The sequence below is a fragment of the Kocuria sediminis genome, from assembly GCF_009735315.1.
GTDB lineage: Bacteria > Actinomycetota > Actinomycetes > Actinomycetales > Micrococcaceae > Kocuria > Kocuria turfanensis.
This window is the reverse complement of sequence record NZ_WOGU01000003.1, coordinates 108,123-134,973: the sequence shown is the minus strand read 5'-3', so window position 1 is coordinate 134,973 and position 26,851 is coordinate 108,123. Positions and strand designations below refer to the sequence as shown.

The 26,851-nt window shown below is 74.5% G+C and carries 26 protein-coding genes; 14 read left to right on the top strand and 12 right to left on the bottom strand.

Translation table 11 applies throughout. The features are described 5' to 3' along the window. Positions 1-28: 28 nt before the first annotated feature. From GMA12_RS04915 to GMA12_RS04900, 4 genes are all read right to left on the bottom strand, one after another. The gene (locus GMA12_RS04915; RefSeq protein WP_156267756.1) at positions 29-289 is read right to left on the bottom strand and encodes a hypothetical protein; all 261 of its coding nucleotides are present in this window, start codon (positions 287-289) and stop codon (positions 29-31) included. Positions 290-306: 17 nt separating this feature from the next. Further along, complete coding sequence (locus GMA12_RS04910) at positions 307-579, bottom strand: hypothetical protein (protein WP_156267754.1); 273 nt, start codon at positions 577-579, stop codon at positions 307-309. A 116-nt stretch (positions 580-695) separates the two neighbouring features. Continuing rightward, a complete protein-coding gene (locus tag GMA12_RS04905) occupies positions 696-2,396 on the bottom strand; it encodes a flavin monoamine oxidase family protein (protein ID WP_156267752.1) in 1,701 nt (566 codons plus the stop codon). Next, complete coding sequence (locus GMA12_RS04900) at positions 2,393-3,907, bottom strand: APC family permease (protein WP_156267750.1); 1,515 nt, start codon at positions 3,905-3,907, stop codon at positions 2,393-2,395. The genes GMA12_RS04905 and GMA12_RS04900 overlap by 4 nt, the downstream gene beginning before the upstream one ends. 98 nt (positions 3,908-4,005) lie before the next feature. Here GMA12_RS04900 and GMA12_RS04895 point away from each other — a divergent pair, with 98 nt between their 5' ends. After that, a complete protein-coding gene (locus tag GMA12_RS04895) occupies positions 4,006-5,598 on the top strand; it encodes a PucR family transcriptional regulator (RefSeq protein WP_156267748.1) in 1,593 nt (530 codons plus the stop codon). Between the two features lie 4 nt (positions 5,599-5,602). Here the strand turns inward: GMA12_RS04895 and GMA12_RS04890 are convergent, their stop codons facing one another. Beyond that, complete coding sequence (locus GMA12_RS04890; protein ID WP_156267746.1) at positions 5,603-6,409, bottom strand: carbon-nitrogen hydrolase family protein; 807 nt, start codon at positions 6,407-6,409, stop codon at positions 5,603-5,605. A 324-nt stretch (positions 6,410-6,733) separates the two neighbouring features. Between GMA12_RS04890 and GMA12_RS04885 the strand changes: the two genes are divergently transcribed. From GMA12_RS04885 to GMA12_RS04875, 3 genes are all read left to right on the top strand, one after another. After that, positions 6,734-8,272, top strand: a complete 1,539-nt coding sequence (locus GMA12_RS04885; RefSeq protein WP_162459486.1) for a PucR family transcriptional regulator — start codon at positions 6,734-6,736, stop codon at positions 8,270-8,272. Between the two features lie 344 nt (positions 8,273-8,616). Next, a complete protein-coding gene (locus GMA12_RS04880; RefSeq protein ID WP_156267742.1) occupies positions 8,617-9,912 on the top strand; it encodes a Glu/Leu/Phe/Val family dehydrogenase in 1,296 nt (431 codons plus the stop codon). 256 nt (positions 9,913-10,168) lie between these two features. Continuing rightward, the gene (locus tag GMA12_RS04875; protein ID WP_156267740.1) at positions 10,169-11,041 is read left to right on the top strand and encodes a Bax inhibitor-1/YccA family protein; all 873 of its coding nucleotides are present in this window, start codon (positions 10,169-10,171) and stop codon (positions 11,039-11,041) included. A 102-nt stretch (positions 11,042-11,143) separates the two neighbouring features. On the opposite strand, the gene GMA12_RS04870 is transcribed toward GMA12_RS04875, so the two are convergent. Continuing rightward, positions 11,144-11,746 carry a nitroreductase family protein gene (locus tag GMA12_RS04870; RefSeq protein WP_156267738.1) on the bottom strand — a complete coding sequence of 201 codons (603 nt, stop codon included), beginning with the start codon at positions 11,744-11,746 and terminating at the stop codon, positions 11,144-11,146. Positions 11,747-11,911: 165 nt separating this feature from the next. On the opposite strand from GMA12_RS04870, the gene GMA12_RS04865 reads away from it, so the two are divergent. Beyond that, the gene (locus tag GMA12_RS04865) at positions 11,912-13,312 is read left to right on the top strand and encodes an AI-2E family transporter (protein ID WP_156267735.1); all 1,401 of its coding nucleotides are present in this window, start codon (positions 11,912-11,914) and stop codon (positions 13,310-13,312) included. A gap of 88 nt (positions 13,313-13,400) precedes the next feature. Then, positions 13,401-14,648 carry a threonine ammonia-lyase gene (ilvA, locus tag GMA12_RS04860; protein ID WP_162459485.1) on the top strand — a complete coding sequence of 416 codons (1,248 nt, stop codon included), beginning with the start codon at positions 13,401-13,403 and terminating at the stop codon, positions 14,646-14,648. Positions 14,649-14,741: 93 nt separating this feature from the next. Here ilvA and GMA12_RS04855 read toward each other — a convergent pair whose 3' ends face one another. From GMA12_RS04855 to GMA12_RS04845, 3 genes are all read right to left on the bottom strand, one after another. Beyond that, positions 14,742-14,951, bottom strand: a complete 210-nt coding sequence (locus GMA12_RS04855; protein WP_156267733.1) for a hypothetical protein — start codon at positions 14,949-14,951, stop codon at positions 14,742-14,744. A 7-nt stretch (positions 14,952-14,958) separates the two neighbouring features. Beyond that, positions 14,959-15,462: a transcription elongation factor GreA gene (gene greA / locus GMA12_RS04850; RefSeq protein WP_162459484.1), complete on the bottom strand. Its 504-nt coding sequence runs from the start codon at positions 15,460-15,462 to the stop codon at positions 14,959-14,961. Positions 15,463-15,698: 236 nt separating this feature from the next. Further along, a complete protein-coding gene (locus GMA12_RS04845) occupies positions 15,699-16,169 on the bottom strand; it encodes a DUF4307 domain-containing protein (RefSeq protein WP_240898607.1) in 471 nt (156 codons plus the stop codon). A 184-nt stretch (positions 16,170-16,353) separates the two neighbouring features. On the opposite strand from GMA12_RS04845, the gene mca reads away from it, so the two are divergent. From mca to GMA12_RS04830, 3 genes are read left to right on the top strand one after another with little or no spacing between them, the layout of a single operon-like run. Continuing rightward, positions 16,354-17,232 carry a mycothiol conjugate amidase Mca gene (gene mca, locus GMA12_RS04840; protein ID WP_156268007.1) on the top strand — a complete coding sequence of 293 codons (879 nt, stop codon included), beginning with the start codon at positions 16,354-16,356 and terminating at the stop codon, positions 17,230-17,232. Positions 17,233-17,240: 8 nt separating this feature from the next. Continuing rightward, positions 17,241-17,576 (top strand): hypothetical protein, encoded by a 336-nt coding sequence (locus GMA12_RS04835; RefSeq protein ID WP_206064640.1) that lies wholly within the window; start codon positions 17,241-17,243, stop codon positions 17,574-17,576. Between the two features lie 55 nt (positions 17,577-17,631). Next, entirely contained in the window at positions 17,632-19,749 is a 2,118-nt protein-coding gene (locus tag GMA12_RS04830) for a thioredoxin domain-containing protein (RefSeq protein WP_156267731.1), read from the top strand. A gap of 1 nt (position 19,750) precedes the next feature. On the opposite strand, the gene trhA is transcribed toward GMA12_RS04830, so the two are convergent. Continuing rightward, the gene (gene trhA, locus GMA12_RS04825) at positions 19,751-20,458 is read right to left on the bottom strand and encodes a PAQR family membrane homeostasis protein TrhA (protein ID WP_156267729.1); all 708 of its coding nucleotides are present in this window, start codon (positions 20,456-20,458) and stop codon (positions 19,751-19,753) included. Between the two features lie 210 nt (positions 20,459-20,668). On the opposite strand from trhA, the gene GMA12_RS04820 reads away from it, so the two are divergent. Both GMA12_RS04820 and phoH2 read left to right on the top strand, forming a co-directional pair. Beyond that, positions 20,669-21,430 carry an isoprenyl transferase gene (locus GMA12_RS04820; RefSeq protein WP_156267727.1) on the top strand — a complete coding sequence of 254 codons (762 nt, stop codon included), beginning with the start codon at positions 20,669-20,671 and terminating at the stop codon, positions 21,428-21,430. Positions 21,431-21,560: 130 nt separating this feature from the next. After that, a complete protein-coding gene (gene phoH2 / locus GMA12_RS04815) occupies positions 21,561-22,925 on the top strand; it encodes an RNA 5'-3' helicase PhoH2 (RefSeq protein WP_156267725.1) in 1,365 nt (454 codons plus the stop codon). Between the two features lie 21 nt (positions 22,926-22,946). Here the strand turns inward: phoH2 and GMA12_RS04810 are convergent, their stop codons facing one another. Continuing rightward, positions 22,947-23,702 (bottom strand): hypothetical protein, encoded by a 756-nt coding sequence (locus tag GMA12_RS04810; protein ID WP_156267723.1) that lies wholly within the window; start codon positions 23,700-23,702, stop codon positions 22,947-22,949. 68 nt (positions 23,703-23,770) lie between these two features. On the opposite strand from GMA12_RS04810, the gene GMA12_RS04805 reads away from it, so the two are divergent. The 3 genes from GMA12_RS04805 to GMA12_RS04795 all read left to right on the top strand — a co-directional run bounded on the left by GMA12_RS04805 (position 23,771) and on the right by GMA12_RS04795 (position 25,274). After that, positions 23,771-24,295, top strand: coding sequence for a prepilin peptidase (locus GMA12_RS04805; RefSeq protein WP_156267721.1), 525 nt, complete (start codon positions 23,771-23,773; stop codon positions 24,293-24,295). A 113-nt stretch (positions 24,296-24,408) separates the two neighbouring features. After that, positions 24,409-24,879, top strand: coding sequence for an NUDIX hydrolase (locus GMA12_RS04800; RefSeq protein WP_156267719.1), 471 nt, complete (start codon positions 24,409-24,411; stop codon positions 24,877-24,879). 149 nt (positions 24,880-25,028) lie between these two features. After that, positions 25,029-25,274, top strand: a complete 246-nt coding sequence (locus GMA12_RS04795; protein ID WP_156267717.1) for an acyl carrier protein — start codon at positions 25,029-25,031, stop codon at positions 25,272-25,274. 120 nt (positions 25,275-25,394) lie between these two features. On the opposite strand, the gene GMA12_RS04790 is transcribed toward GMA12_RS04795, so the two are convergent. Further along, positions 25,395-26,828 carry a class II fumarate hydratase gene (locus tag GMA12_RS04790; protein WP_156267715.1) on the bottom strand — a complete coding sequence of 478 codons (1,434 nt, stop codon included), beginning with the start codon at positions 26,826-26,828 and terminating at the stop codon, positions 25,395-25,397. Positions 26,829-26,851: the final 23 nt, after the last annotated feature.

The following is a 26,851-nucleotide window of genomic DNA, read 5'->3' as shown; positions in this document are numbered from 1 at the left end:
GACGGTCCGTGCGGCGTGGCGCGGTGGGTCAGAGCGTCGAGAGCAGGGCGCCGAGCAGCCGCGCGTGGCCGAGGCCGAGGGGAAGGGCGGCGGTCGCCGCGGCCAGGCCCGCGCCGGCCACGGCCCGATCCAGGTGCGCGGCCACGGCCGCCCGCGCTCCGGGGGCCCGGCGCCGGCCGGGCCCGGAGAGGTGGAGCCCGGCCTGGACGAGGCTCCACGCGGACGTGGCGACGGAGGCGGCCACGACGAGGCACCCGTAGAGCACGAGGACGCCGGGCAGCTGGACCACCGGGGGACGCCGGCCGCTCAGCCGGCGGCCAGCGCCACGGCCAGCCCCAGGGCCAGGACGCCCGCGAGCTCCCACGTGCGGCGGTAGGCCCGGCGGTACTGCTGCTCCCCGCGCAACTCCAGCCACGCCACCGTGGACGGGGCGAGGGCGGCCTGCGGCCCGCTGCGGGAGCGGTGCAGCCGGGTCAGCGTGCCGATGTAGCGGCTCCAGTGCAGGGCGGACAGGCCGCCGATCACGAGCAGCACGGGGATCGCGGCCAGCAGCACCCACGAGACGAAGGAGTCGGGCATGGTGGGCCTCCGGCGGTGACGGTCGTTCACCGCCAGCATGTGTGCATCTGCGAACACCTGTCTGTCCGCAGATGTGGGGTGGCCCCGGCGGTCCGGGGACCGCCGGGGCGTGCCGCTCAGTCCAGGGCGATCGGCCCGAGCTCGTCGAGGAGGTCCCCCGGCCCGGGGTTGCCGGGGGCGCTCGACCCGCCCAGGTGCCGGACGACGCCCCACACGGCGTTCAGGCCGGTGGTCACCGCGCCCTCGGCCCAGCCGGCGGTGAAGGAGATGTCGTCGCCGGCCAGGAAGATCCCGCGCTGGTGCTCCGGCAGGTCCTCCTGCGCGAAGTGCGTGAACAGGCGCTGCTGGTAGCGGTAGTGGCCGGGCAGGTTGGCCTTGAACGCGCCCATGAAGTTGGGGTCGGCCTCCCATGAGACGGTGATCGGCTCCCCGACGATGTGCGAGGCGATGTCCACGTCCGGGTAGATCTGCTTCAGGGAGTGCAGCATCAGCTCCACGCGCCCGTCGGCGTCGAGGGCGAGCCACTTCAGGGCGTCGTCGTTCCAGGTGTAGGACAGGAGGATCACGGCCGGCCGGTCCGGGCCGTCGTCGAGGAGGTACGTGGCGCGCGGCAGGCGGTCGGTCAGCGTCATGCTGAGGGTGTCCCGGCCCGTGGCGGGGTCGACGTCCTTCCAGAAGGGGCGGTCCACCATCACGAACGTCTTCGAGGACTGCATGTAGTGCGAGCGTTCCATGGCGGTCCACAGCGGCGCGGGGAAGAGCCCCTCCTCGGTGTGGATCCGCGTGGACAGCAGCCAGGACTGGCAGGTGGCGACGACCGCGCGGTACTCGGCGGCGCGCCCCCACTTCTCCTCGATCCGCAGGTCCCCGGCGCCGCCGCCGGCCGTGGCGGGGCGCGAGATCCGGGCCACGGTGCCGCGGGGGGAGCCGTGGTGCAGCGAGGCGAGGGACGTCCCGGCGGGCCAGTGGGCGATGTCCTCCGGCGCGTGGTGCCACAGCGCCTCGGGCAGCCGCTGGGCGCCGCCGACGATGCTGCGGTGACCGTCGTCGGCGTCGGTGTAGACCACCCGGAGGATTTCGAGGATGGAGTTGGGGAAGTCGGTGTCCCAGCCCCCCGTGCCGAAGCCCACCTGGCCGAAGGCCTCCCGGTGCTCGAACCCGGCCTCCTTGAACGCCGTGCTGGCCGCGATGAACCCGTAGAAGGTCTGCTCGTCGAGGTCGCGGACCAGCTCGTTCCAGAGCTGCTTGATCCGGCGGGTGTCGCGGGCCTTGATCGCCTCCTGCATCTGCAGGAACTGGGCGCCGTCGTCGACCGCGTGGTGCCAGGCGTCGGCGACCTCCTGGAAGAACGCGGGCAGCTCGTCGGGGGTGCGGGCGTAGTGGGCCCGGCCGCCGAGCTCGATGACCGTGCTGGGGGTGACCTCGGAGAGGGGGTTGGGGAAGGCCTCGGTGCGCAGTCCCAGCTTGTCGACGTAGTGGTAGAAGGCCCGGCCGGAGACCGGGAACCGCATCCCGCCCAGGTCGGCGGTCACCGACGGCGCGCCGGAGAACGAGGCCGTGCGGAGCCGCCCGCCGATCTCGCCCGCCTCGTACACCACGGGGTGCAGGCCCAGCTTCATCAGCTCGTAGGCCGTCACGAGCCCGGACAGGCCCGCTCCGATCACCGCGACCTTCGTGCCCAGCGCGGCCTCGGGCACGCTGCCCAGGCCCGCGGGGTGCTGGAGGTAGGTGTCGTAGCCGAACGGGAAGTCGGGGCTGAGCATGGTGATCGGCGCGGCGCCGGCGCCGGAGTGGTTGATGTCGGTCGCGATGGTCATACGGTGTCCTTCACGGTCTCGTGGGTCGGGGTCACAGGGGCGGAGGCCTCCGCGTACTCCTCGTCGGTCATGGCGGCCACGGCCGAGTGCCTGCGGCCGTAGCCGAGGTACACGCCGGCGCCGACGGCCATCCAGAGGACGAACACCACCCAGGTGGAGCTTCCCAGATTCAGCATGAGGAAGGCGCACATGAGCACGGCGAGGATCGGCGTGACCGGGTAGAGCGGCACCCGGAAGGTCCGGGGCAGGTCGGGGCGGGTGCGGCGCAGGTGGATCACGGCGAGGCTGACCAGGCTGAAGGCGAAGAGGGTGCCGATGCTCGTCGCGTCGGCCAGCTCGCCGAGGGGGACGAGCCCCGCCGTGGTGGCGATGACGCCGCCCGTGATCAGCGTGTTCGCGATCGGGGTGCCGGTGCGGGCCGAGACCCGGGCGAAGACGGGCGGCACCAGGCCGTCGCGGGACATGGCCATCAGGATGCGCGTCTGCCCGTAGAGGACGACGAGCACGATGCTCACGATGGCGACGACGGCGCCCGTGGCGAAGACGAGCGAGACCCAGGGGCGTCCGGTGATCTCCTGCAGGACGCCCACGAGGGCGGCCTCCTGGCCGTCGAACCAGTGCCACGGGCGGGCGCCGACGGCGGCCACCGCGACGAGGATGTACAGGGAGGTGATCAGGGCCATGGAGAGGATGATGGCCCGGGGCAGGTCCCGCTGCGGATCGCGGGCCTCGTCCCCGGCGGTGGAGGCGGCGTCGAAGCCGATGTAGGAGAAGAACAGGCGGGAGGCCGCGGCGGTGACGCCCGCGGTGCCCATCGGCAGCAGCGGGGCGAAGTTGCGGGAGTCGAAGGCCGTGAACGCCACGGCCACGAAGAACAGCAGGACGGCGATCTTGAGCACCACCAGCACCGTGTTCACCCAGGCGCTCTCGCGCGATCCCCGAATCAGGATCACCGTGGCGAGCAGCACGACCGCGACGGCGGGGACGTTGAAGACGCCGCCGTCCCCGGGGGGCTGCACGAACGCCTCCGGGAGGACGACGCCGAAGGCCGTGGCCATCTCGGTGAGGTACTCCCCGGCGCCGACGGCGATGGCGGCGACGGACACGGCGTACTCCAGCAGCAGGCACCAGCCGCAGACCCAGGCGAGGCCCTCGCCCATGGTGGCGTAGGTGTAGGAGTAGCTGGACCCGGAGACGGGCACGGCGCCGGCCATCTCCGCGTACGAGAGCGCCGAGAGCATGGCCGCCACACCGGCGATGACGAAGGAGATCCACACGGCCGGCCCCGCGAGGGGCACCGAGTCCCCGAGCACCACGAAGATGCCCGTGCCGAGCGTGGCGCCCACGCTGATCATGGTCAGCTGCAGCAGCCCGAAGCTGCGGATGAGCCCGGTGCTGGCGGTCTCCGACTCGCGCGCCATCTGGTGCAGCGGTTTGCGCCGGACCAGCTGGCTGCCGAGCGGGAGGCCCGGGCGTGACCGCCGGTCCGGCAGGGTGGGTGACGTGGTCATGGTGGCGTCCCTTTCGACGAGCGACCTACGGGGCACCACACACCCTAGGGATGTGACGCGCATCTCAGACGGGACGAAGTGTCCTATAGTTCCCTGGCATGAGCGGAAGTGCACCACTGCAGGAGCGGGTCGTCGCGACGGAGGGCTGGGGGGAGCTGACCCTGGACCGCCTGCTGGCGCAGATGCCGGCCGAGCTGGAGCTGGTGACCTCCTGGCCGGGGGCGGCGGCCCCGCCGCTGCGCTGGGTGGCCACCAGCGAGCTGGAGGACCCCACGCCGTTCCTGCTGGGCGGGGAGCTCCTCCTCACCGCCGGGGTCCCGCTGGCCGGGCGGTCGCCGGCGGAGGTCGCCGACTACGTGGCGCGGCTGGCGGCCGCCGGGGTCACCGCCCTGGGGCTGGGCGTCTCTCCGGTGCACGACGCCCTTCCCGCCGGGCTCGCCCGGGCCTGCGCGCAGCACGGCCTGCCCCTGGTGCGGGTGGCGGAGCACACGCCGTTCGTCGCCGTCACCCGCAGGTTCGCCGCCGTGCTGGAGGCGGAGAACGACCGGATGGCGCGGCACCTGGTGCAGGCCAACCGCCGGATGCTCCGGGCCGTGCTCTCCGGCGCCCCGGAGAGCTCCCTCCTGGAGGTGCTGGCCGCAGAGGTCCGGGCGTGGGCCGTGCTGACCGGGGCCGACGGGCGGATCAGCGCCTCCGCCGGCCGCCCCGCCCTCGACGAGGAGCAGCTGCGCCCCCTCCAGGAGAAGATCTTCGCCGGCAGCGGCCCGCGGGTGGAGGTCGCCAGCTTCGCCGAGCCCGGGGCGGCCGTCGTCGTCGGCCACCCGCTGCGCAGCGAGCGCGACGTCAATCTCGGCACGCTCGTCCTCGGGGCGCCCGCCGCGTTCACCCCGGCCCAGCACACCGCGGTCTCCGTCGCCGTCGGTCTGCTCGAGGTGCTCCTGCGTCAGCGCACGGTCGGCAACCTGGCCCCCAGCCGCCTCGCTACCGCCCTGCTGCTGGGGGCGGAGGATCCCGGGGGCGAGCGCGCCGTGCTGCGGGCGCTGGCGCAGAGCGTCGCGGGCCCCGAGGGCGAGCCGGTGCGGGTGGTGCAGGGCGTCCGCGGGCGGGCTCACGACGGGCCGTGGCCGCCCCGGGCCGCCGACGAGCTCCCGGAGCTGCTCCAGCTGCGCCGGCTGTTCGACACCCGGCTCGTGGAGCTCACCGGGTACGGGTTCGTCACCGTCACCCGCTCGCCGGTGCCCGGCCGGCTGGTCCAGGACCTGGAGTCGCGGGGGTGGCTCGTGGCCGTCGGCCGGCCCGCGGAGCTCTCCGGTCTGCGGGCCGCCCACGAGGAGGTCTCCGCCCTGCGTGGGAGGCTGCGCGCCGGCGGCAGGAGCCTGCGCGTGGAGGACGTGCCGTGGTCGGTGGCGGGTCTGCTCGGCCCGGAGTCGGGGCGGCTGGTGGCGGACCGGCTCCTCGCGCCGCTGGAGGAGCTGCCCGCGCAGCGGCGGCAGCTGCTGCTGGGGACGCTGCGGTGCTGGCTGGACGCGCACGGCAACTGGGACGCGTGCGGCCGCCGGCTCGGCCTGCACCGCAACAGCGTGCGCCGGCACGTGCAGCAGGTCGCCGAGCTGCTGGGGGTGGACCTCGACGACGCACGGGTGCGCGCGGAGCTGCTGATCGCCCTGCAGTTCGTGCCCGGGGCGCCGTAGTCCCTCAGGCGGTGGAGCGTCCGCCCCAGCGCCCGTACAGGTCCGGGCGGCGGTCCCGCAGGTAGGGCACGCGCTCGCGGGCGGCGGCCACGAGGGCCGAGTCCACCACGGCGTGCACCAGGTCGGGGCCCGTGCCGGCGTGGGCGAGGAGGCTTCCGTCGGCGCCGGCGACCACGCTCTCCCCGCCGAACTCCAGCCCGCTCTCGGCGCCGCAGTGGTTGGCGTAGGCGATGACCACCTGGCTCTCGAGGGCCCGGGCGGGGAGGAGGATGTTCGGCACGGCGGCGAAGCCGGCGCCGAGGGCGGTCGGGACCAGCAGCAGCTCCGCGCCCTGGTCCGAGGCGGCGCGCACGCTCTCCGGGAACTCCACGTCGTAGCAGATCAGCAGCGAGACGCGCAGGCCGCCGTGCTCCACCACCCGCGGGGCGTCCTCGGCGGGGGCGAAGGCCCGCCGCTCCTCGTCCCCGAACAGGTGCACCTTGTCGTAGCTCAGCACGGCCCGCCCGGCGTCGTCGAGGAGCGTGGCGGAGATGTGCCAGCGCCCGCCCGCTGCCTGCCGGGGTGCGCTGTAGACCAGGGCGATCCCGTGGCGGCGGGCGATCGCCGCGGCGCGGTCGGCGATCAGGCGCAGGTCCTCGGCCGTCAGCCGCTGCCGGAGCAGCTCGGGGCTGTAGCCGCACGGGAACAGCTCCGGGGTCAGCAGCAGGTCCGCGCCGTCCTGGCGCGCCCGGCGTGCGGCGTCGTCGACGACCCGGAGGTTGGCCTCCAGGTCGAGCACCGTGGCCTCGGCCTGGAGCACGGCGATCTTCATGGGCGGCCTTTCTCGCGGGTGCCGGCTCCGGGCGGGAGTCCGCCGGGCCGGGGGCTGTGATGCCCGGCACAGTCTGCCAGTACGTTGATCACTGGGCAACAAATGTTGCCACGGCGATCCGGGGCAGTGCCGTTCCGGCCGGAGCCGCCCGCCGAGCCGCCGGCCGTGTCTGGGCCGTGTCCGGGCCGTCCGCGGAGCCGCGCCCGCTCCCGGACTGGCACGATAGTCTCGGCGGCAGCGGTGCGGGCCGGCGCGCCGTGCCGCGGCCGGGGCGGCACCCCGCCTCGGCGGTCGTCCTCCCGGCCGGCACGGAAGGACACATCAGTGATCACGGTCGCCCAGGTGCTCGGGCTCGACGGCCTCGGGCTGCGCATGGTCGTCGAGGGGGACACGGGCGCCCCCGTGAGCTGGGTGGCCACCAGCGAGCTGGCCGACCCCACCCCCTACCTCAACGGCGGGGAGATCGTCCTGTTCACCGGGCTCAACAGTCCCGTCGACCGCCCCTCCTGGGGGCGCTACGCCCGTCGCCTCGCCGAGAAGGGGGTCGTGGCCCTCGGCATGGGCGTCGGGCGCAGCCTGTCCCACCCCGAGGTGCCGGAGCACCTGGTCGAGGCGGCCCGGGACGCCGGTCTGACCCTGTTCAGCGTGCCCGAGGAGACACCCTTCCTGGAGCTGATCCAGGCCGTGGCCGAGATGCGGGCCGCCCAGGAGCGCACCGCCCTGGAGTCCATGCTCACCATGCAGCGCACGCTCACGCGTGCCGCCACGGGCGCGGACGGATCCACCCGGGTCCTGGAGTCCCTGGCCGGGCTCATCGAGGGCGGCTGGGCGGCGATCTGCACCGCGGACGCCGAGATCACGCACCGGTCCGGGCCCGCGGTCCCCGAGCTGCCCACGGGGCGCAGCCTGGAGGAGCTCGTCGACCGGCTCCGCCCGGCGCGGCTGCGCGGGTCGCTGAGTGAGTCCGGGCCCGCGGGAAGCATCGTGATCCATCCGCTGGGCGTGCAGGGGGTGCCGCTCACCTACCTCGTCGTGGTCACGCCCCGGCCCGTGGAGCGGGCGCAGGCCGGGGCGATCACCACCGCCGTGGCCCTGCTCTCCCTGCACGCCGAGCGGGCGGGGGAGCGGGCGCTGTTCCGGCGCCGGGTCCGCGCCGGGGCGCTGGCCCTCGTCCTCGGGGGTGACGTGCGCTCCGGGGACGCCCTGCTCGCGGTCGCCGAGGACGGCGGCTGGGCCGGGTCGTCCCGGCGGGTGCGGGTGGTGCGCCTGCGCGGGGACGCCGAGCCGGTCCGGGAGGCGGCCCGGCGGATCGAGGGATACGCCGACCGCACCGGCCACCGGGCGCTGGTGGGCGCCGCGGCGCAGGACGGGCCCGGGGAGGTGGACGTCACCGTGCTGCTGCAGGACGACGCGGAGCTGCTCCGGGCCCTGCGCGAGGTCGTGGAGCGCTCCGGCGCCCGCGCCGGCATCGGCGGCGCCGCGCCCGTGGAGGCCGCCGGCACGAGCGAGCACCAGGCCCTCGACGTGCTGGGACGCACCACGGCCCGGCACCGGGTGGGCGTCTGGGACGACCTGGTGGCCGGTGGCTTCGCCGGGCTCCTGCCGCCCGAGGCGGCGCGGGCCTTCGCGCGGGACCTGCTGGCGCCGGTCCGGGCACGGGAGGGCGGCGACCAGCTGCTGGGCCTGCTGCGGACCTTCCTCGCCCACAACGGCAACCGGCGGCAGGCGGCGGCCGAGCTGGGGATCCACCGCAACACGATGCTGCAGCGGCTGCAGACCGTCGAGCAGGCCCTCGGCCGCTCCCTGGACGACCCGCAGCTGCGGGCCGATCTCTGGATCGCCCTCCGCGTCCACGCCGGCTAGGAGGAGCCGGGCGCCGACCCGGTGGTCCGTCGGCGGCGGATTCCCGGCGGTGCCCGCCGCACGACCGTGACCGCTGGGCACCCTGCACACCGGGCAGGGCAGGAGGCGGCACTGTGCCGCGCAGGTGTGAGCTTAGTCTCACACTGTGGGGACGTGCGGACGCGGGTCCGTGGGGGCGCCGCTCCGCCGTCGACTCCCGCCCCGCCCTCGCCCCCGCGTCCCGGCGGACCGGGCCGTGCGCCGCGCCCGGCCGTGGCCGGGCCCGACGTCCGTTCCGCGCCGACCGCGCCGCACCCACCGTTGCGCACCGACCGAGCCGCGCCATCCGCATCGAAGGAGATCCCATGACCACCCCCGTCCTCGCTCCCGCCTCCGACGCCCCGGGGGAGGCGACGGCGGGCACCGGCCCGCTGGCCGATGCCCAGGCCCAGCTGGCCGCGGCCGTGCGCACCCTCGGCTACGAGACCGGCCTGCACGCCCTGCTGTCCCGGCCGCGCCGGGAGATGACCGTGTCCATCCCGCTGCGCCGCGACGACGGGAGCGTGGAGGTGCTGACCGGCCACCGGGTCCAGCACAACTTCTCCCGCGGCCCGGCCAAGGGCGGGCTGCGCTTCTCCCCGGCCGTGGACCTGGACGAGGTGCGGGCGCTGGCGATGTGGATGACCTGGAAGTGCGCCCTCCTGGACGTCCCCTACGGCGGGGCCAAGGGCGGGATCACGATCGACCCCCGCCGCTACTCCCGGGGCGAGCTGGAGCGGGTCACCCGCCGCTACACCTCCGAGATCCTGCCGATCATCGGCCCGGAGCGGGACATCCCCGCCCCGGACATCGGCACCGACGAGCAGACCATGGCCTGGATGATGGACACCTACTCCGTGTCCGTGGGCTACACCGTGCCCGGGGTGGTCACCGGCAAGCCGGTGTCCGTGGGCGGGTCCCTGGGCCGCTCCGCGGCGACCTCCCGCGGCGTGGTGCACATCGCCCTGGCCGCCCTGGCCCACCGGGGGATCGCCCCGGCCGGGGCCACCGCCGCGGTGCAGGGCTTCGGCAAGGTCGGCGCCGGGGCCGCGCTGTTCCTGGCCGAGGCCGGGGTGGAGGTCGTCGCGGTCTCCGACCAGTACGGGGCCGTCCACCGCGCCGGCGGGCTGGACGTGCCCGCGCTGGCCCAGCACGTGGCCGCGACCGGCTCCGTCGTCGGCTTCGCAGGAGCGGACCCCCTCCCGGCCGAGCGGCTGCTGGGGCTGGAGGTGGACCTGCTGGTGCCGGCCGCCGTGGAGGGCGTGCTGCACGCGGGCAACGCGGCCGAGGTGGCCGCGTCGGTCGTGGTGGAGGGCGCGAACGGGCCGACCACCGGAGCCGCGGACGAGATCCTGGCCGCCAACGGCGTGCTCGTGGTCCCGGACATCCTCGCCAACGCCGGCGGGGTGATCGTCTCCTACTTCGAGTGGGTGCAGTCCAACCAGGCCTACTGGTGGTCCGCGGCCGAGGTCGACGCCCGCCTGGAGACCCGGATGCTCGCGGCCTGGGGAAAGGTGCTCGAGGTCGCCGCCGAGCGCGGGCTGAGCCTGCGCGAGGCCGCCACCGTCACCGCGGTCCAGCGGGTCGCCGACGCCCACCTCACCCGCGGCCTCTACCCCTGATCGGCGGCACCGCCCGGTCGGCGGCGCGGCGCCGCAGGGCGGCGCCGTCGACCGGGCGGGCTTCGGGCCGAGGGCCGGTGCGGACGGGGGTCCGGCCCCGCGCGGGTGGACGCCCCGCCCCGCGGCGCGCGCCGCGGGGCGGGGCCGTCCGCGCCACGCCCTCGGCTTAAGCACAGCCGTTCCCCTGCTTCTGTGATGCCTGCGTTGCTACCCTGGAGGCACATCACGCACAGCAGTGCCAGGGAAGGACCGACACATGGCCGGCGGGAACCCGCTCCTCCGCGATTTCACCAAGCAGGGCGCAGGCAGCGCCCAGCAGTCCTACGGGACCCAGTACGGGCAGCGCTCCTACGGGAACCCCTACCAGCAGTCCGGCTACCAGCAGCCCGGCTACGGTCAGGCCGGGCCGTACTCCGCCGACCGGCTGGACTCGATGTACAACGCCCCGGCGGCGGGCACCAACCAGACCGGCCGGATGACCTACGACGACGTCATCATGCGCACCGCCACGGTGCTCGGCGCCGTGGTGGTCGGTGCGCTGGCCGGCTGGATCATGCCCGTGCTGACCCTGCCGGGCGCCCTGATCGGGTTCGTCCTGGCCATGGTCAACGTCTTCAAGCGCCAGCCCTCGCCGGCGCTGATCCTGGCCTACGGCCTGTTCGAGGGCATGTTCCTCGGCGGCATCTCGGCGATGTTCGAGAGCATCTACCCGGGCATCGTCGTCCAGGCCGTGATCGGCACTCTCGCGGTGTTCGGCTCCGTGCTCGTGCTCTTCCGCTCGGGCAAGCTGCGCGCCTCCGCGCGGGCGACCAAGATCTTCATGGTCGCCCTCATGGCCTACGCCGTGTTCGCCCTGGTCAACCTGGGTGCCGTCCTGCTCTTCGGCTTCGACATCCGCACCGAGAGCCCTCTGGGCCCGTGGCTGGGTCTGGCCATCGGCGCGATCGCCATCCTGCTGGCGGCCTACAGCTTCGTGCTCGACTTCGAGAACATCAAGCGCGGTGTCGAGGTCGGCGTCCCGGAGAAGATAGCCTGGTCCGCGGCCTTCGGCCTGACCGTCACCCTCGTGTGGCTCTACATCGAGATCCTGCGCATCCTGGCGATCATCCGGGAGATGACCTCGAACTAGGTCCTCGCCCCCGGCTCCGCCACCGGCGACGGCCCGGCTCCCGAACGGGGGGCCGGGCCGTCGCCGTGTCCACGGTCCCGTCCCCGGGGGGCGGGCGGTGGCTCAGTGGTAGGTGATCCGCGGGCCGGGCACGGGCAGGGTGGCCGCGTGCGCCGCGGCGGCCGCGCGCGGCGGACGTCCCACGAACAGCCAGCCGAGCACCTTCTCCCCGGGGGCCAGCCCGTAGAAGGCGCGCAGCGCGTCCTCGTCCGCCCCGTCGCGGGGCGCCCACGTGGTCGCCCAGCCCGCGCCCCAGAAGGCGGCCTCGAGCAGGGGACGGGCCCCGTGCGCGGCGGCGAGCTGCTCCTTGCGCGGCACCCCGAGGGCGTCGTCGGGGCTGAACACCAGCGCGCAGCCCAGACCCCCCGTGCTCGCCCACTGCAGGGACCCCCGGAACGTCGCCAGCCGCCGCAGCTGCTTGCCCTTGAGCCGGGGGAACGGCGTGCTCATGGTGGGCACCCGCCGCATGCCCGCGGCCGCGGCCGCCAGCTCGGGCGCGGAGCGGCGCGTGGTCACGGCCACCCGCCAGCTCAGCCCGGGGTCCGCGGCCGCCGGGCCGGCGGCCGCGCGGAGCACGGCCTCCAGCTCCTCCCGCGGCGGGGCGTCCGGGGTCAGGGCGGGGGCGGGACGCCGCTGGGCGAGGATCCGGAGGAACGCGCGTGACATGGCGCCAGTCTGTCACCGCGGGCGCCCCGGCGGCGGTTTCCCCGGCAGTCGCGTCGGCCGTCCCCGGCGGGGGCGCTTCGGGCCGGTGCGCACCCCGGAGGAGGCCGGTCGACCGCGTCGGTCCCGCGTCGCCTGCCGGTCGTCCGGCCGTGGAAGGATGATGCCATGCCTTCCACTGCGCACGACGCCGAGCGTCCCCCGGTCCCGGGACCCAGCATCGAGCTCCCGCCGCTGCACGGCAACGCCGCCGGGGGCGTGGCGGTCTCGGTGCGGGTGGCCGCCGCCTGGTCGTGGCGGCTGCTCATCATCCTCGCGGCCGTGGGCCTGTTCGGCTACATGCTCTCCACGATCACGGTGGTCATCATCCCCGTGCTGATCGCGGGGCTGCTCGCCGGCCTGCTGTTCCCGCTGGTGAAGGGGATGCGGGCCCAGCACGTGCCCGCCGGTCTGGCCTCGGGCCTCACGGTCCTGGGCTTCATCGGGCTCGTGGTCGGCCTGCTCGTGCTGGCCGGGCGGCAGATCGTGCTCGGCTTCGCCCAGCTGTCCGAGAACGTGGTGGTCGGCACGCAGCAGCTGCTGGGCTGGCTCGAGGACGGGCCCCTGAACCTCAGCGCGGACAGCGTGAACGACTGGATCGACGACCTCGGCACCACGGTGCAGGACAACAGCCAGGCCATCCTCAACGGGGCCATGTCCTTCGGCTCCACGGCCGGCAACGTGCTGACCGGCATCATCATCATGCTGTTCACGCTGCTCTTCTTCCTCATGGACGGGGAGCGGATCTGGCTCTTCCTGGTCCGGTTGTTCCCGGTGAGCGCCCGGCGCGCCGTCAACGGCGCCGGGCGCCGGGGCTGGCACTCCCTCGTGCAGTACGCCAGGATCCAGGGCTTCGTGGCCTTCGTGGACGCCGTGGGCATCGGTCTCGGCGCCGCCCTGCTGGGGGTGCCCCTGGCCCTGCCCATCGGCATCCTCGTCTTCCTCGGCTCCTTCATCCCCATCGTCGGCGCCGTGCTGACCGGCGCCGTCGCCGTGCTGGTCGCGCTCGTGGCCAACGGCTTCGGCAACGCCCTGGCGATGCTCGCGGTGGTGCTGCTCGTGCAGCAGATCGAGTCCAACGTGCTGCAGCCCCTCGTCATGGGCCGGGCGGTGTCCCTGCACCCGCTGGCCGTGTTCCTCGCCGTGGCCTCGGGCACCATCCTCTTCGGCATCGCCGGTGCCCTGTTCGCGGTGCCGGTCATGGCCTTCCTGAACACGGTGGTGCGCTACCTCGTGGGCGGGCTGTGGCGCCAGGACGACGAGATCGCGTGGGAGCCCTACTTCTTCCCCTGGGAGATCAAGAAGCACGCCAGCCGGAACGAGCTGACCCGGGACCAGATCATGGCCCAGCTCCAGCGCTTCCGCCGGACCCGGGCCCAGGAGCGCCTCCAGGCCGCGCTCAAGCGCGGGCGCAAGGCCGACCGCGCCCGGGCCGCGGCCGGGACCGCCGGACGGCCGGGCGACGAGCGGCCGGACCAGGCCGGCGCCGGCGCCGGGAAGGCCCCGGGGCGGCCTCCGGGCACCGACTAGGATGGAGACCGCGCCCGCCGCCGGCGGGCGCGAGCCGTGCCCCGCCCCCGGGTCCCGCGCACGCACCGACCGGTAAGGAAGACTCACCGTGAGCCTGGCCGCCCTGCCCGTCCGCCTCGCCGACATCGAGGCCGCCGCCGCACTGCTCGACGGGGTGATCGACCGGACGCCGGTGGCCCACTCGCGGGCGCTGTCCCGCCTGGTCGGCACCGAGGTCAACCTCAAGGCCGAGAACCTCCAGCGCGCGGGCTCCTTCAAGGTCCGCGGCGCCTACGTGCGGATGGCCAAGCTCACCGCCGAGGAGAAGGCGCGCGGGGTGGTGGCAGCCTCCGCCGGCAACCACGCCCAGGGAGTGGCCCTCGCCGCCGACCGGCTGGGCATCACCGCCCGCATCTACATGCCCATGGGTGCGGCCCTGCCCAAGGTCGCCGCAACCCGCGACCACGGCGCCGAGGTCGTGCTGCACGGCAACGCCGTGGACGAGGCGCTCGCCGAGGCGCAGCGCCACGCCGAGCGGACCGGGGCGGTCTTCGTCCACCCCTTCGACCACCCGGACATCGTGGCCGGTCAGGGCACCCTGGGCCTGGAGCTCCTCGACCAGATCCCCGACGTCGACACCGTGATCACCGGTGTGGGCGGCGGCGGGCTGCTCGCCGGGGTGGCCGTGGCGGTCAAGGCCCGCGCGGAGCAGCTGGGCCGGCCGATCCGGCTGATCGGCGTGCAGGCGGAGAACGCCGCCGCCTATCCGCCGTCCCTGGCAGGGGACGCCCTGGTGACCCTCGAGCGGGTCTCGACCATCGCCGACGGCATCGCCGTGGGGAAGCCGGGACAGCTGCCCTTCAGCATCATCAAGGAGCTCGTCGACGACGTCGTGACGGTCTCCGAGGACTCCCTCGCCCAGGCGCTGATCTTCCTGCTGGAGCGGAACAAGCTCGTGGTCGAGCCGGCCGGCGCCGTGGGGGTCGCCGCCCTGCTGGACGGCCGGCTGCAGGAGCGCTACCCGGACCTGGGCAGCACCGCGGTGGTCCTCTCCGGCGGCAACATCGACCCCATGCTCATGCTCAAGGTGATCCAGCGCGGCCTCTCCGCCGCCGGCCGGTACATGACGATCAAGATGATGCTCACCGACCGGCCGGGCGAGCTGGCGCTGATCTCCAAGGTGATCGCCGTGCAGGACGCCAACGTCACCGGCCTGGACCACACCCGCATCGGCGGCTCGCTCAGCATGGGGGACGTCTCCATCACGATCGACATGGAGACCAAGGGCCACGAGCACTGCCGCCAGGTCCTCCGGGCGCTCGAGGCGGAGGGATTCCACCCCGTCGTCGTGCACTGAGCGCCCCGCCGGTGCGCACCGCGCCCGGCACGACCACGGCACCGGTCCCCTGGGGGGCCGGTGCCGTGGCCGTGCCAGGCGTGGGCGGCGACGTCAGGAGCGGCGCCGCCCGGTGAGGTACGTGGCGAAGCCGCTGACGAACGTCGCGAACACGAAGACGTTGCGCAGGCTGCCGGGGGCGCTCGCCGCCGGATCGCCCTGGCCGGCGAAGTGCAGGACCACGGCGACGACGGCGAGCACCGCGGTGAGCACCATCAGGGCTCGGGTGCCGGGCCCGGGGCTGCGCAGCCAGTGGGTCGTCACGGCACGCTCAGCCCTGGAACGGCTTGGCGTCCAGGATCTTGACCGGGATCTGCTTGCCGTTGGGCGCGGTGTAGGACAGCTCGTCGCCGACCTGGTGGCCGGAGATGGCCGAGCCCATCGGGGACTTCTCGGAGAAGACCTCCAGCTCGCTGCCGGCGGCCAGGTCCTCGGCCACCTCGCGGGAGCCGATGAGGAAGGTCATCGGCTCCCCGGCGATCTCCGCGGTGACGACCATGCCGGCCTCGACGACCCCGTCGTCCGCGGGGGCCTCGCCGACCTGAGCGCTCTCGAGCAGGGCCTTGAGGTGGGCGATGCGCCCCTCGTTCTTGCCCTGCTCCTCGCGGGCGGCGTGGTAGCCGCCGTTCTCCTTGAGGTCGCCCTCCGAACGTGCCTGGTCGATGCGCTCCACGATCTCGTGCCGGTACGGGCCGGAGATGTAGTCGAGCTCCTTCTTCAGACGGTCGTAGGCCTCCTGGGTCAGCCAGGCGCCCTGGTTGCTGGTCTTGGTCACAATCTCTCCTCGGTGGACGGACGGCCGGGCCGCCGGAGCCCGCCCGGGGCGTGCCGGGCGGCGGCGGACCGGAGCGACGGCGCGGACGCCGTCGTCGGTGCGGGGATCCGCATAATGCAAAGTCCCCGCCCCGGTGCCGGGCCGTCCGTGCGGACGGTGCCCGGTGGCCGGGGACGGGGAGTCCTGATTCCCCAGTCTAGGCGGGGGCGGGGGGAAGGCCCAAAGCACGATGAGGGTTACGACACATCCGCGGCGGCCTCGCCGTCCTCGACCCAGCAGGAGTCGACGACCGCGGTGGTGGCCAGGTTCGTGGTGCGCACGGTGGCGCGGTGGGTGCTCGTCCCGCCCTCGCCGAGCTGCTCCTCGGCCACCGCCCCGACGGTCACCTCCGCCCAGCCCACCACGGCGTACTCCTCGTTGAGGGCGCTCACCGCGCAGGTCACCACGTCGCCGGGACGCTTGGTGAGGTCGAAGTCCGCCGTCACCCGCGCCTCGGAGACGACCTGGAAGCCGACGTCCTTGAACGTGGGCGCCGCGGCCCGGGCGGTGACCACCCACACGATGAACCCGGCCGCGAGCAGGGTCGCCAGCACCAGCAGGCCCAGCCAGCCGCGCGGGCCGAGCCGGCGGGGACGGGCAGGGCGTCCGTAGCGGTCGCGGAGCAGGGCGGGGGAGTCGGTGGACACGGCGGCCTCGGGTCTCGGCAACGGGGAAGGCGGCGCCGGGCCCGGCGACCGCCCGTCCACTGTAGCCGAGCCCGCTGGGAGCATCCCGGGCACGCCGCGTCCCCGCGGACGCGTAAAATGGAGGGCGGCCCGCGCCCGCAGCTGCCGTGCCGCACCACCCCCGACCGATCCCGAGAGGACCTCCCGAGTGACCTCCCTGTCCCAGATGCGCCTGCTGGCCGTCCACGCCCACCCCGACGACGAGTCGAGCAAGGGTGCTGCGACCATGGCCCACTACGTCCGGCAGGGGGTCGAGGTGATGGTGGCCACGTGCACCGGCGGGGAGCGCGGTTCGATCCTCAACGGGGAGATGGAGGGCCACCCCTACGCCGAGCGGGACCTGACCGGCCTGCGCCGGCTGGAGATGGCCCAGGCCGCCGCCGCGCTGGAGATCCAGCACCGGTGGCTGGGCTTCATGGACTCGGGCCTGCCCGAGGGCGACCCGCTGCCGCCGCTGCCGTGGGGCTGCTTCGCCCTGCAGCCGCTGGAGCGGGCCGCCGCCCCGCTGGTGCGGCTCGTGCGCGAGTTCCGCCCGCACGTGATCCTCACCTACGACGAGAACGGCGGCTACCCGCACCCGGACCACATCCAGACCCACAACGTCTCGGTCGAGGCGTTCCGCGCCGCCGGCGACCCCGACCGCTACCCGGGTCTCGGCGCGCCCTGGACGCCGCTGAAGCTCTACTACGACCGGGCCTTCAACCTCGAGCGCTTCGTCGCCCTGCACGAGGCCCTCGAGGAGCGCGGCCTGCAGTCGCCGTACGCGGAGCGGATCGCCGCCTGGCAGGAGACCGACCCGGAGGGCCACCGCCCGCCCGCCCCCCGGCACGAGACCACCACCAAGATCCAGTGCCCGGACACCTTCGCCCGCCGGGACGAGGCGCTGCGCAGCCACCGCACCCAGGTGGCCCCGGACGGGATGTTCTTCGCCGTGTCCGCCGAGATGCAGGCCGAGGTCTGGCCGTGGGAGGACTACGTCCTGGCCGACTCGCGGGTGCCCACCGCCCTGCCGGAGAACGACCTGTTCGCCGGGATCCAGGGCTGAACGAGGAGATGACCGCCGTGCTGAACGTGCTCGCCCTGCTCCCCGCGATGGCGCCCAACCCGATCGACGAGGGCACGCTGCGCCCCGGGCTGGACCCCAGCCAGGTGACCCCCGGCGTGGCCGGATTCCTCATGTCCCTGGTCCTCGCCGTGGCCGTGATCCTGCTCGTGCTCGACTTCAACCGCCGCAACCGGCGCATGCGCTACCGCGCGGAGTACGCCGAGCGCCGCGCCGCCGAGGAGCAGGTGGGCGGCTACACCCGGGAGGCCCCCGACGCCCCGGCCGCCGGGGAGTCCCCGGGCACCCCGGCCGAGGACCCGGGGGGACCCGACCCGCGCGGCTGAGACCGGGCCCCTCCCGCGGGGCCCCGTGCCGGACCCGAGATCCGAGGAGCGCCCGATGCCCAACCGTCTGAGCGGACAGTCCTCCGCCTACCTGCGCCAGCACGCGGACAACCCCGTGGCCTGGCAGCCCTTCGACGACGCCGCGTTCGCCGAGGCCGCCCGCCGGGACGTCCCGGTGTTCCTCTCGGTCGGCTACGCCGCCTGCCACTGGTGCCACGTGATGGCCCACGAGTCCTTCGAGGACCCGGAGGTCGGCGCCTACCTCGACGAGCACTTCGTGCCGGTCAAGGTGGACCGGGAGGAGCGCCCCGACGTGGACGCCGTCTACATGAGCGCCACGCAGCTGCTCACCCGCCAGGGCGGCTGGCCCATGAGCGTGTTCCTGACCCCGGACGGGCGGGCCTTCCACGCCGGCACCTACTTCCCGCCCCGCCCGGCCCACGGCACGCCGTCCTTCCGGCAGGTGCTGGAGGCGGTGACCGAGGCGTGGAGCACCCGCCGCGGCGAGCTGGAGCAGGCCGCGGACGCGGTCGCCCGCGCCGTCGCCGGGCAGGCGGAGGACCTGCGCACCGCCCTGGCCGCCGGCGCGGTGCCCGTGCCGGCGGCCGGGGCCGGCCCGGACCTCCCGGCCGTGGCCCTCGAGGTGCTCCTGCAGGAGGAGGACCCGCTCCACGGGGGGTTCGGCGGGGCCCCCAAGTTCCCGCCCTCCACGGTCCTGCCGCTGCTGGAGCGGATCGCGGCCCGCCCCGGCACGCGGACCGCGGAGCAGGCGCACGGCCTGCTGGGCCGCACCCTCGGCGCCATGCGGGCCTCGGCGCTCTTCGACCAGGTGGGCGGCGGCTTCTTCCGCTACTCGGTGACCCGGGAGTGGTCCCTGCCGCACTACGAGAAGATGCTCTACGACAACGCCCAGCTGCTGCGCGCCTACGCGCGCGCCGCGGGCCGGGGGCCCGGCCGCGGCGACGGGCGCGCGGCCGCGGACACGGCCGCGTTCCTGCTGCGCGAGCTGCGCCTGCCCGGCGGGGCGTTCGCCTCCTCCCTCGACGCGGACAGCCCCTCCGCGGACAGCCCGTCCGCCGCCGGGGACGTGCACAGCGGGGAGGGCGCCTTCTACGTCTGGACCCGCGCCGAGCTGGCCGCGGTCCTCGGCCCCGAGCGGGGGACGGCCGTGGCCGATCTCATGGGGGTGGCCGCCGGCCGCGCCCAGCCGCTGCACCCGGGACGCGTCCTGGGTGAGGAGGAGCAGGCGCTGTGGGACGCCGCGCGGCCCGAGCTCGCGGCGGCCCGGGCGTCCCGGCCGGCCCCGGCCCGCGACGACAAGGTCGTGACCGGGTGGAACGGGCTGACCGTCACGGCCCTCGCCGAGGCCGGCGTGCTGCTGCAGGACCCCGCCCTGGTGCTCGCGGCCGAGGAGGCCGCCGGGCACCTGTGGGAGGTGCACTGGGACGGCGGCCGCCGTCGGCTGGCGCGCACCAGCCACGCCGGCTCGGCGGAGCGCTCCATCGAGGGCCTGCTGGAGGACTACGCGCTGCTGGCCGAGGCGTTCCTGGCCCTGTACCGGGCCACCGGCGCCACGGCCTGGCTCCGGCGGGCCCGCACGCTCGCCGACGTGGCCGAGGAGCGCTTCTCGCACCCGGCCCCGGACGGCGGGGAGGAGGCACCCGGCCGGGTCTGGTCCGACCTCGCGGACGTCCCCGCGCCGCTGCTCGCCGCCGGCGGCTCGGGGCGCGCCCAGCCGCTCGACGACGTCACGCCCGCCGGCACCGCCGTGCTCGCGGCGGTGCTCGTGGAGCTGTGGGCCCTGGACGAGGATGAGGCGCGCGCCCGGCTCGTCCCGTCCCTGCTCGGTCCGCTGGAGCTCCTGGCCCGGCGCTCGCCCCGCGCCGCGGGACGGGCCCTGGCCGTGCAGGACGAACTGGGCTCCGCGCCGACCCACGTGGTGCTCGCCGGCGGGACCGCCGAGGACAAGCTCGAGGCCCGCCGCGCCGTCGGGCCCGCCGCGGTGCTGGGCACCCACGTGATCGACGCCGACGCCCCCGGGGCACCCGGCGCCGCCCGCGGGAAGACGGCGCCGGGCGGACGGTTCACGGTCTACGTGTGCCGCGGCTTCGCCTGCCGCGCCCCGGTCCACACGGTCGCCGAGCTGCGTGCGGAGCTGGCGGGGGGCGGCTGACTCAGCCGAGCATCGCGAGCATGATCGCCACGTAGTGCAGCCCGAAGCCGAGGACGGTGCAGGCGTGGAAGATCTCGTGGAAGCTGAACACCTCGGGCAGCAGCCGCGGGCGCTTGGTGCCGTAGACCACCGCGCCGGTGATGTAGGCGGCGCCGCCGGCCGCGGTGAGCACGGCCGCCGGCGGGCTGGTCTGCCAGAACTGCGGGAGGTAGACGACGGCCAGGCAGCCCATCACCACGTAGAGCGGGGTGTAGAGCCAGCGGGGCGCGAGCGTCCACAGCAGCCGGAAGAGCACCAGCCCGGCGGCGCAGGCCCAGATCACGCTCAGCAGCACCCGGGACTGCTCCGGGGCCAGCAGCGCGACCGCCAGCGGGGTGTAGGTCCCCGCGATCAGCAGCGCGATGTTGGAGTGGTCCATCCGGCGCAGGACCATGTGCAGCCGGCGGGGCCAGTAGGCGCGGTGGTAGATCGCCGACACGCCGAACAGCAGGATGCCCGTGACCCCGTACACGGCGCACGCGATGCGCAGCTCCGTGGTGGGGGCGAACAGGATCGCCACGAGCCCCAGGGCGACGACGACGGGCGTGAAGCCGGCGTGGATCCAGCCCCGCCACGCGGGCTTGCGCTCCACGAGGTCCTCGAGCCGGTGCTCGATCGCCTCCCCGAGCTCTGCGGCGGCGCGGGCCGGCCCGCCGTGCGAGTGCTCCATGGTGTTCCTTCCGGCGTGCGGCGGTGAATCCGGACGATCCTCCACCGGGTAGTTTAGGAGGCGTCCCCGGCCGTCGCCCGGGCCCGTGACCCCCGACACGTCCGGGCCCGCCGCCCCCACCAGCACCGGCAGCGCGCCAGGCACCCCGTTCAGCACCAGCACCAGGACCCGCGGCCCCCGCCGCGGGCGAGACCTCGGGAGGACCCGCAGATGCCCAAGCCCCGGCCGCTCTACCGGTTCTACGAGCGCCGGCTCGCCGCCGCCCTCGACCCACGGCGGCTGCCCAAGCACGTCGGCGTGCTCGTGGACGGGAACCGGCGGTGGGCCAAGCAGTTCGGCGCCTCGACCGCGGACGGGCACAAGGCGGGGGCGCAGAAGATCGTGGAGTTCCTGGGCTGGTGCCGGGAGCTGGACATCGAGGTGGTCACCCTCTACATCCTCTCCACCGAGAACCTCAAACGACCGGCCGCGGAGCTGGAGCCCCTGCTGGAGATCATCTCGGACCTCATGGACACCCTCTCCGAGTCGGGCATCTGCCGGGTCCAGCCCGTGGGCGCCCTCGAGATGCTGCCGCCGCGGCTGGCCGCGTGCCTGGCCGACCTCACCGAGCGCACGGCGGACAACGCCGGCCCCCACCTGAACATCGCGGTGGGCTACGGCGGCCGCCAGGAGATCGTGGACGCGGTGCGGGAGGTCCTCACGGAGGCCCTCGACGCCGGCGCCGACGTGCGGGAGCTGGCCCAGGAGCTGTCGGTGGAGCACATCTCCGAGCACCTCTACACCCGCGGGCAGCCGGACCCGGACCTGCTCATCCGCACCTCGGGGGAGCAGCGGCTCTCCGGCTTCCTCATGTGGCAGTCCGCCTACAGCGAGTACTACTTCTGCGAGGCCCTGTGGCCGGACTTCCGGCGGGTGGACTTCCTGCGGGCGCTGCGCGACTACGCGTCCCGCCAGCGGCGCTTCGGCGGCTGACCCCCGCGACGTCGCTGGCAATTTCCGCCCCGTTCACCGTTTCTGCTCGCGCGGCGGGTCCGGCCTGCGTACGTTGTCCTCAGGCGGGCGGCGCGGACGCCGACCGCCGGACAGAGGAGGAAGGGCCGCCATGAGCATCTCCAAGAACCCGGAGCGCATCGTCGACATCTCCGCCCCCCTGGGCGCCGCCGAGCCGCGGACCGAAGTGCGCTCCTACGTGATCGACACCTCGGTGCTCCTGTCCGACCCACGGGCCATCTTGCGCTTCGCCGAGCACGAGGTGGTGCTGCCGGTCGTGGTGATCACCGAGCTGGAGGGCAAGCGGCACGACCCGGAGCTGGGCTACTTCGCCCGGCAGGCCCTGCGCCTGCTCGACGACCTGCGGGTGGAGCACAACGGGCTCAACCGCCCCGTCCCGATCGGGGACCAGGGCGGGACCCTCGTGGTGGAGCTCAACCACGTCTCGGACACCGTGCTGCCCGTGAGCTTCCGGCTCAAGGACAACGACTCCCTGATCCTGTCGGTGGCGCTGAGCCTCTCCAACGACGGCCGGGACGTGTGCATCGTGTCCAAGGACCTCCCGATGCGGGTGAAGGCCTCCGCCCTGGGCCTGCAGGCCGAGGAGTACCGGGCGGAGTGGGTGGGCTCGGACGTCGAGTGGTCCGGCACGGCGTCCGTCGACGTGCCCGACGACGTCGTGGACCGGCTCTACGCCGGCGAGGCCGTCGTGGTCCCGGGCACGGAGGGACTGCCGGCCAACACGGGCCTGACCCTGCACTCGGCACGGGGCAGCGCCCTGGCGCGGGTCCGCGCGGACGGCGCGGCCCGGGTGGTGCGCGGGGACCGGGACGTCTTCGGCGTCAACGGCCGCTCCGCCGAGCAGCGGCTGGCCATCGACCTGCTGCTCGACCCCGAGGTGGGCATCGTCTCCCTCGGCGGCCGCGCCGGGACCGGCAAGTCCGCCCTGGCCCTGTGCGCGGGCCTGGAGACGGTCATGGAGCGCCGCGAGCACCGCAAGGTCATGGTGTTCCGCCCGCTCTACGCGGTGGGCGGCCAGGAGCTGGGCTACCTGCCCGGCTCCGAGGAGGAGAAGATGAACCCCTGGGGCCAGGCCGTCTTCGACACCCTCGGCGCCCTGGTCTCCCCGGAGGTCGTCGAGGAGGTGCTCGACCGCGGGATGCTCGAGGTGCTGCCCCTGACCCACATCCGCGGCCGCTCCCTGCACGACGCCTTCGTCATCGTGGACGAGGCCCAGTCCCTCGAGAAGAACGTGCTCCTGACGGTGCTCTCCCGGATCGGCCAGGGCTCCAAGGTGATCATGACCCACGACGTCGCCCAGCGCGACAACCTGCGGGTGGGCCGCCACGACGGGGTCACCGCGGTGGTCGAGGCGCTCAAGGGCCACCCGCTGTTCGGCCACGTCACCCTCACCCGCTCGGAGCGCTCGCCCATCGCGGCCCTGGTGACGGAGGTGCTGGGCGACCTGGAGCCCTGAGCCCGGCCCTGGCCGGTCGGCTCAGGGACCGACCGGCCAGGGCAGGTGCCGGCTCACGTCCGTGAGGTCCAGCCGCACGGAGGTGAAGAGGTCGTCGATGAAGTACTCGTCGACGGCCTCGATCCGCAGGTCGTGGCCGGTGCCCGCGAGGGGCCCCTCGAGCACCTCCGAGCGCACGCACACGGCCGTCCGCTCGTCGATCAGCACCCGGGTGCGGGCCGGGGCGAGCGGATGGCCCGGCGTGGTCGGCGCGTAGGCGGAGCTAGGGGTGACCACCGCGCCGCGCACCGCCCGCCCGTGGTGGACGCCCGTGCCGACCTCCTCGACGGTGCACGGGCGCCGCTCCGGCAGATAGGGCGGCACGGGGGCGCTGCCGGCGAGCTCGACCGGGTCGAGGATGGCCTGCCACCGGCCGCCGCCGAAGACGGGGTCCCCGTAGGCGGCCTCGGGCCGGCGTTCCACCAGCCCCGAGTCGGTGAAGACCGGGGCCACGAGGGACGGCGCGAGCAGCCACGAGGAGGAGGTCGAGGCGACGTAGAAGTCGTCGCGCGAGCGCTCCAGCGTGCTGGCCGTGTAGAGGGGGGGCCCGTCCAGGGTCTCCACGCGCAGCTCGGACGGACGGCGCACCCACGCCCGCACCGGCTCGCGCGGGGCCTGGTCCCCGGGCGCGAGCCAGGACAGCACGAAGCGCAGGGTGTCCCAGCGCCACGGGGAGGAGCGGCACAGCGCCGCGAACTCGTCCGGGTCGGTGGGCGCGGGGACGGGGGAGCGGGGCATGGCCCCAGTCTAGGGAGGCCTGCACCGGTCCACAGGGCCCGGGCCCGGCGGCCGGCCCGGCGGCTACGATGCCCGGTGTGAGCGCCTTCCTGACCGACCAGTTCGCCCGCGGGGACGCCGCCGGCTGGGCCGCGGGGGTGCTCGCGGCGGCCGGTCTGCTGGTGCTGGCCGGCGGGTGCGCGTGGCTGTGGCGCAATGACGTGCGCGAACACCTGCTGCCCGGCCGGGTCGTCCGCCCGCTCTATCCCGCGTGCGGCGGGCTGCTGGGCGCTGCGGCGCTCCTGGCCGGGGAGCCGGTGCGGCTGCTGTGGATGCTGTGGGGCCTGGCGGTGATGGGCGGGATCTACGTCCTGCTCCGCCTGCTGCATCCCGCCGGGATGGGGATGGGCGACGTCCGGCTGTCCGGGCTGCTCGGCATGTGCCTGGGCTTCGCCTCGGTGTGGCACGCGGTGCTGGGCGCGGCGGCCGGGTTCGTGCTCGGCGGCCTGGCCGGGGCCCTGCTCGTGGCCGCCGGGCGGGCCGGGGCCCGGACCCGCGTGGCGTTCGGCCCGGCGATGATCAGCGGCGCCCTCGGGGTGCTGCTGCTGCTCTGAGCGCGCCGTCGCCGGCCCGTGCCGCGCCCTGCGTGCCGCACCGGCCCCGGCGCCTGCCAGAATGGGCCGGGACCCCGGCCCCCGGGCCGACCACCGCCGGACAAGGAGCGCCCATGCCCGTCCCCGAGTTCGTCCTCTCCCTGCGGGAGAAGATCGGCCACGACCTGCTCTGGCTGCCCGCGGTCACCGCCGTCGTCCTGCGCGACGACGGCCGGGTGCTGCTGGCCCGGCGCAGCGACAACGGCAACTGGGGGCTGGTGAGCGGGATCGTGGAACCCGGCGAGGAGCCGGCGGTCACGGCGGTGCGGGAGTGCCTGGAGGAGACCGGCGTCGTCGCCGTCGTGGAGGACCTCGTGGCGATCAAGGCCGGCGAGCCGGTGCAGTACCCCAACGGGGACCGGTGCCAGTTCCTCGACCACACCTTCCGCTGCCGCTGGGTCTCCGGGGAGGCCCGGGTCAACGACGACGAGTCCCTCGAGGTCGGCTGGTACGACCCGGCCGACACCCCGCCGCTCCCGCCGCACCAGCGGGCCCGGCTCGACGCGGCCCTGGCCCACGACGGCCGCGCGCGCTTCGTGGTCTGAGCCCGCGGCCGGTGCGCGGTCCGGGCGCAGCGGAGGCCGCGGGACGGCGGCGCACAAGAAACACAGCGTGCTTACTTGTGGGCTGGTGCACACGTTCCTAGACTCGGAGACGTCCATCCGCAGCGCACCGCCGATCAAGGAGGAACGACATGCCCGCAGGACAGACCGGTTTCGACGACGTGACCTACGACCTCGTCTCCGTGCAGTACCACTCGCTCAAAGCGGGGCACGACTACGGCCAGTACGTGCGGGACGCCCGCAACGCCGGCCGCGACGACATCGCAGCCTTCTTCGAGGAGGTGATGAGCCAGGACGCCGACCGTGCCCGGCGGTGCCACGAGTTCATCAAGGAGCTCTCCAAGTCCGGCGAGTCCGGCCCCGCCGTGACGTCCTGATCCGGACCACCGGTCCGGGGCGCGAGCCGCCGGACGACGCGAGGGGTCGCGCCCGCCCGGGAACCGTTTCCCGGGCGGGCGCGACCCCTCGTCGTGTGCGCGGGGCTCGCGCGGGGCGGGTCAGGCGTTGGGGCCCGTCATGGTGGTGACGTCCAGCGCGCGGTCCAGCTGCTCCTCGGTGAGCTGCCCGTTCTCGACGTAGCCCAGGGCCAGGGTCGCCTCGCGCACCGTCATCTTGTTCGCCACGGCGTGCTTGGCGATCTTCGCGGCGGCCTCGTAGCCGATGGCCTTGTTCAGCGGGGTCACGATGGACGGGGAGGCCTCGGCCAGGAACCGGCAGCGCTCCACGTTCGCCTCGAGCCCGTCGATCATCTTCTCCGCCATCACCCGCGAGGAGTTGGCGAGCAGCCGGATCGACTCCAGCAGGGCGGAGGCCATGACGGGGATGCCCACGTTGAGCTCGAAGGCCCCGTTGGTGGAGGACAGGGACACCGTGGTGTCGTTGCCGATCACCTGGGCGCAGACCTGGATCGTGGACTCACAGATCACCGGGTTCACCTTGCCCGGCATGATCGAGGAGCCCGGCTGCAGGTCGGGGATGAGGATCTCGCCCAGGCCGGTGTTGGGGCCGGAGCCCATCCAGCGCAGGTCGTTGTTGATCTTCATGTAGCTGTAGGCCACGGTGCGCAGCTGGCCCGAGGCCTCCACGAGGCCGTCCCGGTTGGCCTGGGCCTCGAAGTGGTTGCGCGCCTCCGTGATCGGCAGGCCGGTCTCCTCGGCCAGCAGCTCGATCACGCGGGCGGAGAACCCGGCCGGGGTGTTGATGCCGGTGCCCACGGCGGTCCCGCCCAGGGGCACCTCGGCCACGCGGGGCAGGGCGGCCTGGACGCGCTCGATGCCGTAGCGCACCTGGGCGGCGTAGCCGCCGAACTCCTGGCCCAGGGTCACCGGGGTGGCGTCCATCAGGTGGGTGCGCCCGGACTTCACGACGTCCCGGAACTCGGCGGCCTTGCGCTCGAGGGACTCCGCCAGCTGCGTCATGGCGGGGACCAGGTCGTTGACCAGGGCACCCGTGACGGCCACGTGCACGGAGGTCGGGAAGACGTCGTTGGAGGACTGGGAGGCGTTGACGTGGTCGTTGGGGTGGACCTCGACGCCCTGGCCCTCGAGGGCCCGGGTGGCCAGGGTGGCCAGGACCTCGTTGGTGTTCATGTTCGAGGACGTCCCGGAGCCGGTCTGGAATACGTCGATCGGGAAGTGCTCGTCGAACCGGCCCGTGGCGACCTGGTCCGCGGCCTCGGCGATCGCGCGGGCGCGCTCGTCGTCGAGCACCCCCAGCTCCGCGTTCGCCAGGGCGGCGGCCTTCTTGATCTGCGCCAGCGCGACGATGTGCTGGGGCTCGAGGGTCTTGCCGGAGATGGGGAAGTTCTCGACGGCGCGCTGTGTCTGGGCGCGGTACAGGGCCTGTGCGGGCACCCGCACCTCGCCCATGGTGTCGTGCTCGATGCGGTACTCGGTGGACGCTGCCGTGCTGTTTGCCGTGGTGTTTGCCATGGCGTCAGTCTAGGTCAGCCCGG

What these genes read in the sequence shown, in the direction of transcription:
- GMA12_RS04870 (WP_156267738.1), bottom strand. Translation starts at nt 11,746, where the DNA reads ATGTCACGCGCGTTCCTCCGGATCCTCGCCCAGCGGCGTCCCGCCCCC.
- GMA12_RS04890 (WP_156267746.1), bottom strand. Translation starts at nt 6,409, where the DNA reads ATGAAGATCGCCGTGCTCCAGGCCGAGGCCACGGTGCTCGACCTGGAG.
- GMA12_RS04865 (WP_156267735.1), top strand. Translation starts at nt 11,912, where the DNA reads ATGCCTTCCACTGCGCACGACGCCGAGCGTCCCCCGGTCCCGGGACCC.
- GMA12_RS04800 (WP_156267719.1), top strand. Translation starts at nt 24,409, where the DNA reads ATGCCCGTCCCCGAGTTCGTCCTCTCCCTGCGGGAGAAGATCGGCCAC.
- trhA (WP_156267729.1), bottom strand. Translation starts at nt 20,458, where the DNA reads ATGGAGCACTCGCACGGCGGGCCGGCCCGCGCCGCCGCAGAGCTCGGG.
- mca (WP_156268007.1), top strand. Translation starts at nt 16,354, where the DNA reads ATGCGCCTGCTGGCCGTCCACGCCCACCCCGACGACGAGTCGAGCAAG.
- GMA12_RS04875 (WP_156267740.1), top strand. Translation starts at nt 10,169, where the DNA reads ATGGCCGGCGGGAACCCGCTCCTCCGCGATTTCACCAAGCAGGGCGCA.
- GMA12_RS04805 (WP_156267721.1), top strand. Translation starts at nt 23,771, where the DNA reads ATGCCCGGTGTGAGCGCCTTCCTGACCGACCAGTTCGCCCGCGGGGAC.
- GMA12_RS04795 (WP_156267717.1), top strand. Translation starts at nt 25,029, where the DNA reads ATGCCCGCAGGACAGACCGGTTTCGACGACGTGACCTACGACCTCGTC.
- GMA12_RS04905 (WP_156267752.1), bottom strand. Translation starts at nt 2,396, where the DNA reads ATGACCATCGCGACCGACATCAACCACTCCGGCGCCGGCGCCGCGCCG.
- phoH2 (WP_156267725.1), top strand. Translation starts at nt 21,561, where the DNA reads ATGAGCATCTCCAAGAACCCGGAGCGCATCGTCGACATCTCCGCCCCC.
- GMA12_RS04820 (WP_156267727.1), top strand. Translation starts at nt 20,669, where the DNA reads ATGCCCAAGCCCCGGCCGCTCTACCGGTTCTACGAGCGCCGGCTCGCC.
- GMA12_RS04810 (WP_156267723.1), bottom strand. Translation starts at nt 23,702, where the DNA reads ATGCCCCGCTCCCCCGTCCCCGCGCCCACCGACCCGGACGAGTTCGCG.
- GMA12_RS04835 (WP_206064640.1), top strand. Translation starts at nt 17,241, where the DNA reads ATGACCGCCGTGCTGAACGTGCTCGCCCTGCTCCCCGCGATGGCGCCC.
- GMA12_RS04790 (WP_156267715.1), bottom strand. Translation starts at nt 26,828, where the DNA reads ATGGCAAACACCACGGCAAACAGCACGGCAGCGTCCACCGAGTACCGC.
- GMA12_RS04895 (WP_156267748.1), top strand. Translation starts at nt 4,006, where the DNA reads ATGAGCGGAAGTGCACCACTGCAGGAGCGGGTCGTCGCGACGGAGGGC.
- GMA12_RS04880 (WP_156267742.1), top strand. Translation starts at nt 8,617, where the DNA reads ATGACCACCCCCGTCCTCGCTCCCGCCTCCGACGCCCCGGGGGAGGCG.
- GMA12_RS04910 (WP_156267754.1), bottom strand. Translation starts at nt 579, where the DNA reads ATGCCCGACTCCTTCGTCTCGTGGGTGCTGCTGGCCGCGATCCCCGTG.
- GMA12_RS04830 (WP_156267731.1), top strand. Translation starts at nt 17,632, where the DNA reads ATGCCCAACCGTCTGAGCGGACAGTCCTCCGCCTACCTGCGCCAGCAC.
- GMA12_RS04900 (WP_156267750.1), bottom strand. Translation starts at nt 3,907, where the DNA reads ATGACCACGTCACCCACCCTGCCGGACCGGCGGTCACGCCCGGGCCTC.